8 protein-coding genes are annotated in these 12,379 nt (G+C 59.6%); 2 read left to right on the top strand and 6 right to left on the bottom strand.

Annotated elements, in window-relative coordinates:
• Positions 1 to 47 precede the first annotated feature (47 nt).
• From D1012_RS19200 to D1012_RS19215, 4 genes are all read right to left on the bottom strand, one after another.
• Positions 48 to 3,008, bottom strand: coding sequence for a hypothetical protein (locus D1012_RS19200; RefSeq protein WP_118155752.1), 2,961 nt, complete (start codon positions 3,006 to 3,008; stop codon positions 48 to 50).
• Between the two features lie 79 nt (positions 3,009 to 3,087).
• A complete protein-coding gene (locus D1012_RS19205; protein ID WP_147335748.1) occupies positions 3,088 to 4,548 on the bottom strand; it encodes a hypothetical protein in 1,461 nt (486 codons plus the stop codon).
• A complete protein-coding gene (locus tag D1012_RS19210) occupies positions 4,545 to 7,643 on the bottom strand; it encodes a hypothetical protein (RefSeq protein ID WP_158569399.1) in 3,099 nt (1,032 codons plus the stop codon). The genes D1012_RS19205 and D1012_RS19210 overlap by 4 nt, the downstream gene beginning before the upstream one ends.
• 319 nt (positions 7,644 to 7,962) lie before the next feature.
• On the bottom strand, positions 7,963 to 8,529 hold the full coding sequence (locus tag D1012_RS19215; RefSeq protein ID WP_233517192.1) for a TetR/AcrR family transcriptional regulator: 567 nt from the start codon (positions 8,527 to 8,529) through the stop codon (positions 7,963 to 7,965).
• Between the two features lie 130 nt (positions 8,530 to 8,659).
• On the opposite strand from D1012_RS19215, the gene D1012_RS19220 reads away from it, so the two are divergent.
• A complete protein-coding gene (locus D1012_RS19220) occupies positions 8,660 to 9,379 on the top strand; it encodes an SDR family oxidoreductase (RefSeq protein ID WP_118155756.1) in 720 nt (239 codons plus the stop codon).
• A 187-nt stretch (positions 9,380 to 9,566) separates the two neighbouring features.
• Here D1012_RS19220 and D1012_RS19225 read toward each other — a convergent pair whose 3' ends face one another.
• Entirely contained in the window at positions 9,567 to 10,262 is a 696-nt protein-coding gene (locus D1012_RS19225; RefSeq protein ID WP_118155757.1) for a DUF4336 domain-containing protein, read from the bottom strand.
• A 51-nt stretch (positions 10,263 to 10,313) separates the two neighbouring features.
• Here D1012_RS19225 and D1012_RS19230 point away from each other — a divergent pair, with 51 nt between their 5' ends.
• A complete protein-coding gene (locus D1012_RS19230; protein ID WP_118155758.1) occupies positions 10,314 to 10,913 on the top strand; it encodes a TetR/AcrR family transcriptional regulator in 600 nt (199 codons plus the stop codon).
• Between the two features lie 513 nt (positions 10,914 to 11,426).
• Here D1012_RS19230 and D1012_RS19235 read toward each other — a convergent pair.
• On the bottom strand, positions 11,427 to 12,371 hold the full coding sequence (locus D1012_RS19235; RefSeq protein WP_118155759.1) for a LytTR family DNA-binding domain-containing protein: 945 nt from the start codon (positions 12,369 to 12,371) through the stop codon (positions 11,427 to 11,429).
• Between the last annotated feature and the right edge of the window lie 8 nt (positions 12,372 to 12,379).

Consider the following 12,379-nt stretch of genomic DNA (forward strand, 5'->3'; position numbering starts at 1 on the left):
CCCGTGGCAGGTCAGCGCAACTGTTGGTCTTGCGGTTCGATGATCACTCATTCCCCTAGGTATTCTGCGTATTTTACATAGGCATCCGGATAGCATGCCTGTGCCTCTTGCAGCACTTCGGTGGCCTTGGCTTTGCTGTCATAGGCGCCCAGAACAAAGACGTTGAAGCCCGGCTTGAAGCCTTGAAATTTTCCAGACAGATCGTTGAATGGGACAAGATTGCAGCGGGCGCCAAGGGATTGGATACTGACAAAGTCAGCCGTTTGCCGTTGGCTTGGTTCGGCGGGGAAGGTTCCCACCACAACCCACCATCCGATATTCAGAGATACGGGGTCTTGCTGCGCAGAAGTTAGGGCGTTCTCGGATGGTAACCCGGAGGTCATGTCTGAACCGGGACCAAAGCTGTCGGCCATATAGGCGACAACTTTGTCAAAGTCGGCTTTTTTGGCAAGGGGATAGGTGATTTCAAACACCTGAATCAGACCGTTCATATCCTCGATCACGCGGCGGTAATAGATGTCGTCCCCGGTGATGCCCGATAGCACATACCAACCTGCCCCGACGCGTTCGTAGCTGGCATGGCCACGCGCGGGATCGGCTTTGTCTTGGGCGATCTGCTCGGCTTGACTTTGCCCCAGCGCGTTGTATTGCGCAAAGACATAAAACCGCGCTGTGCCGTCGACTGAAGCAAAGCGGCGTCCATCTCCGCTGTCTGGTGCGGGTTCGGACTGGAAATATGTGGAAGGGTAGGAAATGAATGTGCCGTAGCGGTCATTTTGATAGGTGGAATAGCCACCATCCAGCGGCGTAAAGCGATCGCGATCAACAGCCGGGTTTGCGGATGCCGGAGGCGCTGGCGGCAAGTCTGTCGCAACTGGCGCGCCCGGCATTTCGGGCTGGGTGGCATCAAGCGGTTCCGCCGCACTGTTTCCCATCGGGGCAATCGTCTGGGGTGGCTCTTGCCAACGGCCTGCCAAAGATTCCGTCGCGGGCGAAGGCAAGGCGGCAGATGGCACTTTACCAAGCCAGTCATCGGCGGCTTCTGGCTCTGCCAGTGCGGCAGCGGCGTCAATCGAGTCTTCAACCGGTGCAGAAGCCTCGGCGGATGGGGCTTCGGGCTGGTCTGAGGTGGCTAAACTGGCAGCTTCGACGACCGGATCGCAGGCTATCATGCCATCGGGCCAGTTGAAGGTGAACGCATTGCGGGCCTGCAACAGAGTTTCGCCGCCAGTGAACCGTGATGTTCCGCCCCAGACAAAGGCAATCGGTTCGCCGTTCGCCAGGCATTCGCGCAGGATGTTCAGGAAATACCAGCCCTTGTCCGGCGCTCCATCATCCTTGAAATCGGGCGTGGTCCCTTTCCAGCCGTATTCGGACCAATCGCGCATATTGCCTGCGGCATAGGATCCATGCTGGCCTTCCGGGATATGAATGATCCAACCTTCGGGCGGCAGCAGATCGGCGCCACGGGCCAGCGCGAGAAAGCCACGGCCATCCTGCGCTGTCAGGGTTGCGCTGTTCTCTGTCACCGTCAGATCAAAGCCTTGCGGTACGACGACCGTCGCAAGATCCTCCAAGACGGTTTGTGGCCCGGACTGGGCAGTAGCCGGGGTGATGGCTGGCAGCCGGATCGTGCCAAGAACATCGACAACGCCGACACCGTCCATCTGGCTGCCCGTGACCTCGATCACCAAATAGCCTTCGGCGTCGATGGGGGCAGCGGACACAGCCCTTGTGCCGTCCGGGATCGTGCTAAGGAAGAACCGCGTGCCATCGGGCAGGCGCAACTCGGCCGGTTCTGTCAAAGGCACCGGGGCGTCGTGGGTTTGAAAGAGGGTGAGTTGGTATTCGCCCCGCGAGGACATCCACACCCCGTCTGCTCCGGTCCAGCTTTCTGGCAGATTGAGGCTGACATTGCCCATGACCTCATTGCGCCAGCTGTCCTCTGCGGTGTGGGGGGCAATCCACAAGGTAAAGCCGCTTGCGTTTGGGCGACCTTTGAGGGGGGCTGCCAAGGGCGCACCGTCGGGCAGATCATTGGCACGGCAAGGCGCGCCCAAGGCCCCGTCCGGCGCAAAGACCATTTGATCCAGCAAGCGCATTACTGGGCCGTTGGTGTGAAAATCGGGCATTCCTGTCACTTCGACCGCCCCGGTATCGCCGTTCGCAAGGCAGGTTTCAAAGACGAACAACCGCCGCAGCTCCAAGCTGTCGCGACCGTCACTGTAGTGTTTGGACGTCACCTTCCACTCATAAGACAGAGCAGGATGGCCCAGAAACATCACCGGAACCGCTGTGATGTCGTCGGGATGATAAAGCCCGCTGCGATAACTTCCAGCACCGTCCACCGCAAAACGCATCAGGGTCACTTTGCCTTGACCGCCGTCTTGGTCAAGGATCAGAGCCTCGGCATCGTCATAGCTTCCGGTTTCCCAGCCCTCGGGCATTACATAGTCAAAGGCACCGTTCAAAGCGGTTTGCAGGACTGCAACCCCCGGTGCAGGTATGCCAAGAGCCGCGAAAGTCATATCAAAGACCGCGCGAGACTCCTCAAGGCTGACGTTATAGCCAAGTGCCCCGGCCATCAGAAACTTGCCGTTCACCAAAGGCACCGACGACACCAGAAATTCACCCGCAATGGTCAGGCCCGCTTCGGGGGTCACGCTGACGCCATAGCGATGGAACAGCGCACCATTGTCGAAGGTGACGACACCCAGATCCTGAAAGTCATCCCCCTTAAGCATTTGCATCGGATCGATTTCCAGCCGAAGCGTAAATCCGGGGCCGGAGCGTGTGGCCACGTCACCGCCAAAGAATGTAACGACATCGTCGCGGCGTTCTACCTCCTTCCATCCGGGGGGCGTGAAAACCTGTATGCCCGACAAGTCGGTCTGCCCCCAATTGGCCGGAGCGGGGGTTTGCGCAATATGGCTTTGCGCCAGAGCTGCTGAAAACGGGGCGGCGGCGAACGACAGCAAAAAAGCAAGAGAAAGCAAAAGGCGGTTCATCAGGGTTCCTCCAAGGTCTTGTTGCTGCGCGAAGGGCCGGTCGGAAGCTCGATCGGCCGAAGGCCCGTTCTCTGCCGCGTTAGTCTTGTTGCTGACGCGCTTTTACGGCTTGGTTGATAGCCGCGGGAACATCCTGGCCCGCGCTTTTGCCGCAGTTGGTCCAGATGTCTTTGTCCGACGGCAAAGGATAGCGGCTACAGCCAAACCCTGCGACGATACAGGGCGGGCCGGGCTGCTGACAGGAATAGCGCTTGTCATAAGTGCCAATGGTGTCGGGGTGGTAGTATTGTGATGTGCCCGAACTGCCGTATCCCGCGCTGCGGCAGACGCAATTCATCAAATCCGCCGAAGGGGTCAGGCCGATACTTTTCAGAAATATCATCAGCTTGTCATCGGGCAGCTTGAGAACTTCGCTTACGGCGTCGGGCTTGGTGGTCGGTTTGGCAATCGGACCGTCACGGCGGATCTTACTGCACTCACCCCGCGCCAAAGGCGCTGAATAGCGCGCCAGCGCCTCTACTTGCGCCAGCGCCTTTTCGGTAGCGAACTGGGCTTCGCGCATTCTCTGATAAGACCGCTCAACGACTTCTTGATGCTCTTGCGCCCTCACAGCTCCGGCCGCGTCGATCTTGTTATCGTAAGCCCGTGTCGCCGCCGGATAGTCATTCAGATTCAGCAGGCTGTTCATCGGACTGTCGGGATTGTTCCCACTTAGCCGGGCGACTTCCCGCTCTAGTTCATATTTTGCTATCTGCACGGCTTCTTCATAGCGTGTGTCGACCTCTTTCAGGCCGTCGCTGATGCGGGTCTGCAAGGCCAGCATCTCCTCGGCCTTGGATTGTGCAGAGACCAGCAGGGCTTGCCGTTCCCGCGTAAGATCTGCCTCGGTCCAGTTGCCCCGTGCGGCTTGTTGAACGATCTCGTTGGTGGCCACTCCGTCCCGGATCAGCTGGGTTTCAGCATAGTGTTTATTGGCGTTCTTATAGGCATCATAGCCGTTCAACACTTTGCTGACGACATTGAGGCTATTGCTTAGGGCGCGCACACTGCTTGTGACATCAGACAATTGGCCTGGAACGTCCGGCGTCACGAAAATCAGGACAGTTTCAAGCGCCAAGGTCACCGGGCGATCAAGATAGCCTTTCCCGACTTCTGTCCAATCGGCTTCGGCCAGATGTCCATCCAGATAGACCGCCGCACGAACGGCCTGCGTGCATGGATCGTCGCTCTCGCTCAAGATTGCGCTGAGGCCCATAACAGTGTCATTTGAATAAGACGAGATATCGTTGATCCGCGCCGTCATCAGGTTTTGCTCTGCCAAGGATTTCAGTTTGGCGTCGATCAGAAGCCGCTCTTTGTCGATCGGCAGCATGTCCAACTGCGCCGTGCCATCGCCGGTCTGGGGCTGGTCGGGGGTGGTGGGGAAGGACCAGATACTGCCCGGATCTGCGGTTTGTGCCAAAAGCGGGGCGGCACATGCCAGCGCCATGACAACCGAAACGGCCTTTGATGCCTTAAGGAATTGAACGCGGCGTGTCATTGGTCGGATACTCCGGTTTCGGTCGTGAGAAGATCAAGAAAGCGGTCGGGATCAAAGTCCTCTGTCTCGGAAAGCCGCATGCGTTCAACGCCGGTCATGCCGTCCGGGGTCACCCAGCCACCGGAAACCGAATGCAGCGTGACGCTGCCGCCATCGGTATTGCCGGAACCGCCGGGGACGATTGCCATCATCATCTCTGTGGCCAATCTTGGCCCCCCCCGCATTAACCAGTGGTCGCCGAGGCCCAGAGCAATCCAGTTCGGCCCTATGCGCAAACGCAGCGAGCCATCCCAGCCGGTGCGCCATTGATCTGCGGGCAAAACACGGCGCCATCGGTCATATGAAAAATGGCCGGTGTGCAGTTGCACCTCTAGCCCGCCCCTCTGAGGGCCGCTGCGCAACTCTCGCAGCGTTACGACAGTCTCAGCGCCGGCCTCATGGTCCGCTGCATTTGAATGCAGGTAAATCCGGGTGCCAAGGCCCGCCGCCGGGTCCAGTTTGACCAGCACCTCATATGGGGTGGTGTCAATGCGGTAGTCCAGATTTGCCACCAATTCTGACCCGACCAGAGCGATACGGCTCCAATCGGGAACCGGGTCGCGCCGCCGAAGCGTTAGCCCATCGGAGTTTTGCACTGCCAGATCAGCAAACACCGCATTTCCAACCGATTTCCCCTCCCAGTTTTGCGTGATCTGCCCATCGAAAAAGACGCGCATGGGCAAAGGTTCGACGCCATCGGCGGGCTTGCCAAAGCCGAGGGGTTCACCGGGATGCAACGATGTCCGCACACCACGCAGAACCAAGGCCGCATCGCCGGAGATCGAGGCCATGGCGTGAATGGCAATCCGAAACCCGGCCCCTTCCTGAATTTCCGGAAATGCAAGCACGCTCTCGGGCAAGCCTGCGCCCTCCAGCCGAACACCATCAGGTGTCAGGATCAACGCAAGCCGATCTGGTATCACGGCCAGGCCGGTGGCCGAAATCCCGTCTTTTTCCTGTGATCGCAGCGCACTGAGAACCGTGTATGTGCCGTCTTCCTGCCCAGTAAACCGAAGCACATAAGAGTTGTTGCCGCTGAGATTGCCGGGCAGGCTGTAGGCGCTTTGCAGGGCGATCTCAAAATCCTTGGACGCAGCGCCATCCAGCGCAACATCAATGCGCGCTTCGGCAACGCCGGTGAACCGGTCAAGCCACAGCGCCGCTTCGGGCGTTGCAATTCCGGTCCATAACCCGTTGTCGTCGGCGGCCCAGCCAACCCGCAAGGCGCCGTCAGACAGGCGCAGAAATTTGGCAACTTCACCATTTCGGCGCGAGACTGGCACCCAAATCTCGCCAAAGGCTCTGCCATCAAAAATCACGACAGAACGCGGGCCTTCGGCGATCTCATCAACCTTGGGGGCGACGTCAAAAGGAATGGTGTCAAACGACAGCCGCTTTAGAACCAACGAGGCGGCGCGGTTCTTGGTCGGGACCTGCAAGAAGGTTTGCAGCGCCCATTGGCGGCCTGCGAAATCGGCGTCCAACGCTACCTCGCCCAACTGGGTTCCGGTGCCGTCGCGAACATCAATCACCTGATCTGGCCGCAACAAGACATGCAGAACGGCTTCCCCCTTGGGCCAGGAAAAACTCATATTGACGGTTTGAGCAGGCTCTTGGGTGGACACCTCCAGTTTGCCAATCCCGTCCCCTGCTGTGCTGAGGTGCAGCTTCAGATCAGCAACTTCATCGGGGTCATTGCCTGCCTCTGCCAGCGGTGAAAAAGCTAGCGAAATGCCGGTGCTTTTGTCAGCATCAATGATGGCGGTGATGCGCTGGGTCATGACGCTGTCGCGCGCAGGCATTGCGACCACAGCGCTGGGGGTGGCAAGACCCAGCTTGGCCCAGCCCTGATTATCCGGAAAATCAAAAACTATCTCATTACCGGTCAGCCGGGCATTTTGCTCGAAGATGACAGAGGCGAAGGCAATCGGCAAAAGTCCCGAGATGGCTTTCCCGTCAAACAGTAAACCTTTTGCCGCAGGGGCAGTTCCCACGATGTCAGCGGCTTGGGCCTGCGTGGCGCCTGCCTCAACCGCAGCTGCCGCATCATTGATTGTGTCCTGCCCTGCGCTGACATCAAAGCTGAAACCTGCCGCCATCTGTGCCAGGCTGTCGATGATATCCTGCGCGGCCGTTTCGGCGCGGATCGTGACGATCAAAAAGGGTGCACGCCCACCGGTTTCGTCGGTGGACTGGCAAATCCAGACCCGCCCGCGCGCATAGCCTAATTCGACGCCGTTGATCGGAAAGACCTTGGCTATGGTGTCGACCGCATGGACCGTCGATCCGTCGACTGTGGGGTAAGCTTCGTTCTCGATGGACTTCACGATCAGCGAGTCACGGTAAAGGATGCCCAGATATTCATCCAGAACCTGCGCCGCAGTCATACCACGATCAGGGTTGGCCGCTGCGGCCAACAGCAAGGCATCCCCTGCCGGGCTGACCGCAACTGCTTGCTGCACCCCGGCTGAAGTCGTAGATTGCACCGTCCAGCCCTGAGGCACGGGCAAACTAAAGGCCCCTTGCGGATCACGAAACATCTCGCCCTGCACCCGCAGAGTCGGAGCGGCCGCCTCAAGCCCATTGGCCGTTTGGATTGGCAGACCGTCGATGGTCAAGCCCGCCAAAAGTGAGTTGAACATGGCCTCATGTTCCACCAAAGGCGTGCTTTTGGAGTGAAGCTGCCAAAGAAATATCTCGCCCTCTGCGTCCTTTTTAAGGAAGGCGAGTTCCAGACTGCGAGAGTCGCCGCCTTCGATATGGCGAAACAGGGCTTCTTGGCCCGCCAGAACGCGCGTTTCATGGCGAATAATATCGTCAAAACCCAACAGTGGTTCATCCGGGAACCACCAACGCGCCCAAAGCTCGTATCGGCCATCCGGGCTTACGAAATCAAACTGCTGATCCCGGCGACTGTAGATGACTTGCCAATCTGCGGAAAGTTTGAACTCTGCCGTGCGCAGATTGTATGCTGAGGACTCATCGGCGTTTATCATTGAAATCGAAGCCAGCAAGACCATCAGTGCTCGAAGTACTACGAGGAATAGTCGTCGCATAACGCCCCCTTGAACTCTCATGCGCAAGTTCCGGATTCTATCGCCGTCCCACCAGGTTGTCGTTGATCCAAGTCAGGACAGAAGACTGCTTCGGGGCTATCCATGGCGGATTGGTTCATCAGCCATTTCAAGATTGAACGCCGAGGAGAGATTTTGGATCCGTCTCGCTGGGGCTGTTCCAAGAGCAAAGCAGCAAAGATCCGCGTTGCTTGTCGGCGTCTTCAACATCCCATTGACGTGGTGCATTGGTTCAGACTGACAACCGACCGTCTGCTTGAACAATCTGAAACAATTTTGGCGACCGTCGGCAATGGGCCGACTACGCCATCGCCGCCTGCATATATGCCAGGCACATTTCCAGAAGTTGCTGCTTCAGCGCGTGGCTGACGGCGTCACTCACACCCCGCTCGAACGCATTGCGGACCGTGCCGAAGATCACCGTGACCAGGGTCAGGTTGACGATGTGCAGATCCGTAAAGGTCGCATCGGTCGCGCTGGCCAGCATTTCTGTGGTGGCGGCATCGACGCGTTGGGCAAAACTCTCGATCAACGCGGTATTGTCCATCTCGGCGACCGAACGATAGAGCGCCCGTGTCACCTCAGGCCGTTCGGTCTTGGCGCGCCAGTAGGTCTCGATCAGGGCCTCGACCATCCGGTTGACCGGCGCTGCGTGACAGGCACGGCAGGTGGCCTCGATCCTGTCCGCCAGCGTTTCCAGAGACCGTTCGTTGAGCGCATAGACCAGCGCCTGCTTGTTCGGGAAATACTGATACATCGTGCCGACCGATACACCCGCCCGTTCCGCGACGCGGGTGGTGGTCAGGTGGCGCATCCCCTCGGCGAGCAAAACCTGAAGGGTCGCCTCGAAGATTGCGTCAACGGTCACCACGGCCCGGGCCTGACGCGGTCTTTTCCGGGGGGACAGCGGAGGGGGAGTGCGAGCAGCCAAATGCGAATCCATGATCTGAAGGATCCTTCATATATTAAGTGCCGGAAGCATTTAAAGGAAGAAGACCATGAACCACAATCGCATCGCGCTGATCACCGGCGGCAACAAGGGGATCGGGCTGGAGATCGCCCGCCAGCTCGGGCAGGCCGGAGTCCATGTCATTATAGGATCTCGCGACGAGACCCGCGCGCAGGCGGCAATCGCAGATCTGGCCGCCGGGGGACTGACAGCAGAAGCCGTTCCTCTCGACCTCAACGATTGGGACAGCGCCGAGGCCGCCGCTGCGCAGATCGACGGCAAACACGGCAGGCTGGATATCCTTGTCAACAATGCCGGGAACTTCGATTTTGGCGATGGCGTGCCGGGCAAGGCATCGCTCGCGGCGGTGCGCAGGGTGATGGAGACCAATTTCATCGGCACTCTGGCGGTCACCCAAGCCATGCTGCCGCTGCTGCGTAAATCACCGGCGGGCCGGATCGTGAACCTGTCCAGTTCGCTCGGCTCTCTGGCGCAGAATGGCGATCCCTCCGCGCCCTATTATTCGCAGCAGTATATCGGCTACAACGCCTCCAAAGCGGCACTGAACATGCTGACGATCCAGCTGCATCAGGCGCTGCAGGGCACTGGAATCGTGGTCAACTCCGTTTCCCCCGGTTTCGTGAAGACTGACCTGACCGGATGTGGCACCATGACCCCGGAGGAAGGCGCGAGGCTTCCGGTGCAATATGCGCTCGGCGGTGATGCCTCTGGCCAATTCGTCGAACCGGGTGGCGTGACTTCTTGGTGACGGGAACGCGCATGCAGAAGCGCTGCTGCATGGCATGGTATCGGGGTTGATCAGAGCTCAAGGGCCGTTGCAATGCCGCCTGACGCGCTGCGGCACCTGATCTGTGCCGGACAGGAGGATACCGGAGCAAGCGCTCAGCTTGGTGGTCCTACGGCGCCTTACTATCGATCCGTCCCGGTTCATCCGCTCAGGTCTGGACCAGCCATCGGAACGCACGCTTGAGAAAGGCCTGCCCGTCTTCGGTGACGGGTTTGCCGTGCGCGATCAGGACCTTCCCGGTGGGCCATTCCAGAATCTGACGCAGCCCCTCGCGCGCCGCCGCTCGGTCGGTAAAGGCCAGACGGAATTTACGGGGAACGGTGGGCTCGGTCCGCACCATCAGGTCAAGCCGGGCGACAAGGGCCCGCCAGCCGGTAAACCAGCCGGGCGGGAACTGCTGCAGCAGGTCGGTGAACAGGGCGGTCCGGCTGGCGCGATGGAAGAACACAGCCTCTGTCGTGATCCGGTTGCCGCGCACCACCACCACGTCAATTTCCCCTGCCCAGCCGGGGAGCGCGGTGGACCCGAACTCGCCTGTAAAGGGGATATCCGGGCGCTTTTCGCGCAGGCCAGGAGGCGCGAAGACACCGGCCTCCGGGAAGGCGTGGTGCCAGTCGGCAAGGAAGGTGTGGTGCAGGCTGTTGGGCGCGATCAGATAGCGGATCCTGCCCAGAGCCTCAATCTCCGCGCGCAGTTCATTGGTCAGCGCCACAGGAGACCATAGCACCAGATCGCCGTTTGTCAGGCGGATCACGGCCATGCGGGTGGGGTAGTGAAAGCCGGCGGCTGCGGTCACCACCGGCCCGTCAGAGATCCAGATACCGGAGCCGAATTTGGTCAGCACAGCACCCTCCAGAATATTTACAGCCGTATAAAATTATACTAGAGTGTATTTATGGCAAGCCTGAAACGCAAAGACCGCTCACGCGCCCAGATCCTTGACGCTGCGGATGCGGCCTTCCGGCACTCGGGGTTCGACGGCACGTCTGTCGAGGAAATCGCCACCTGCGCCGGTCTGACCCGCAAGACCGTCTACAATCTCTTTCGCTCGAAAGAAGACATCGCCCTCGGCCTGATCGCGCGTGCCGAAGCGGCGGATTCCGGCTACCGCGCTCGCATTGCCGCGAATGACGATGCCCTGCCGCTGATCGAGATGGTGCTCATCGACAGCGCGCGCTGGTGCCTTGCCAACCCCGCCCTCGCCCGGCTTGCACTGGCGCCCCGCGAGCGGCCGTCACCCGAGCCGCCGCCTGACCGCCCGACGTTTCAGGGCCTGATGCGTGACCTTGTCGCGCTGGGTCAGCAGCAGGGGCGGATCCGACAGGATGAACCGGCCGGGTTCATGGCGCTGATCCTTCTGGGGATCTATGGGCAGGCAATGCTGAGCGCGCTTCCGCAGGGTGAGGTCAAGGAGGCCGATATCCGGAAGATCGTCCGGCTTGTCGTAGAGGGTATCGGCGAGAGGCCCATTGACGAACGTGGGGGTCGGGACTGACCCGACGGGTAATCTTTCCGGAACATGACCCGTCAGGCGCGTGCGACAAGCATGAGTGGCCGGTTTGGGGTCGCTACACTGCGGCGCTCCAAGCTGTGCGACTAACCGCTTTGGGTCGACCACGTCTGTGCTGCCATTGCCTTCACACAGGGCGGAGTGCTGCCTGACGGCACTTCAGCAAAGCGATCGCGGCGAAACCGGGAGAACGGTCACTCGTTCAACGCACGGTGAACTGAGTGCCTCTGCCTGTGCCACTGCGATCGTGCCGATAAGGCCGTTGGTGTCGGCCCCTATGATCAGGGGCAGGTCCAGTCGACATTTATTGCCTTTCACGCACTTGACGTTGATCCGATCGAACTTCGAGGTAGGTTGCTGATTGGCCGCCTCTTCTCACCTTTGGCCATCAAGTAGCAAATTCAGGTAGCCAAATCGCTGGCGCTCAAAGGCACGGACCAAGGGAGCCAAGCTCATCGTTGCGGCAGCTCTTTCAGGATTGCCGACACTATCGTCCCATCAAGTGGCGTCCGGCACCGCTGACATTTTCTGTGCGGCTTGCAGCAACCGTTGCTCGTCCCACGTGGCAAGGCCAGCACGCAATCTTGTGCGATATGTGCGGCTGACAGGAAGTTCCACGCCAGTTTTCAGCCGACAAAGAACCCGATCTCCGTCGCTATCCAGCGACAGGACATGCGCCAGCGCAACCCAGTGTGAGCGGTGAACCCTTTGGCCCGGGATGACGCTGAGCGCTTCGACAGCGCGGCCAAAGGACATCAGGATCAAGGCCTCACCAGCCGTTGTGTAGACCCGCAGGTAGTGCAGGTCGGCCGAGATTGCGACGATGTCAGTGCCGATACGCCGCGGGAGCCGGGAGAGCAGGTCAAGCAAGGGCCCTCCCGCGTTGACCGATTGATTGGCTGCATCTTCAGGAACTTGCTCGGCATCAGGAGTTGGCCGCTGGTCTATGACATCGGTGTCCGTTTGCTGGGCGATGATGATCAGACGGGGGCTGTTCAAAAGCACCCAGAACAAAACGGATTTCGTCCCGCTGTCGCGCAATTCCTCTAGCAGTCCGTAAAACGAAAGCGGCTCGGGATCCATCAATCCGCCCGTTAGGAAGACAACCCTGTCCAGCACCAAAAGATTGAAGATCGCAAAGAGAAGTGCCCCCATCACCCCGACGAGCACGATCAGCGCAAGCGGAGGCAAACGCTCAAACAAGGCGATCCGCCCAAGGTAGATTTGTGCCAGCTCGAACAGGACCAATGCCGAAGACACGTGGGCCAGCCAAAAGACAAGCCGTGCTGGCAGATCAAACCCGTCCGACGCCGAAGGCTCGGTAAGCGCAAGCCCGATGGACAGAAGCGCACCCGCAGCAATCAGGTAGCCGGTCCAGGAACTGCGGGGATCAATCTGCGCCGCAAGGTGGTCGAGCGTCGGAAAGGGTGATCTGTCGGACAAAGTGAACC

The sequence above is a fragment of the Pseudotabrizicola alkalilacus genome (genome assembly GCF_003443995.1).
Lineage (GTDB): Bacteria > Pseudomonadota > Alphaproteobacteria > Rhodobacterales > Rhodobacteraceae > Pseudotabrizicola > Pseudotabrizicola alkalilacus.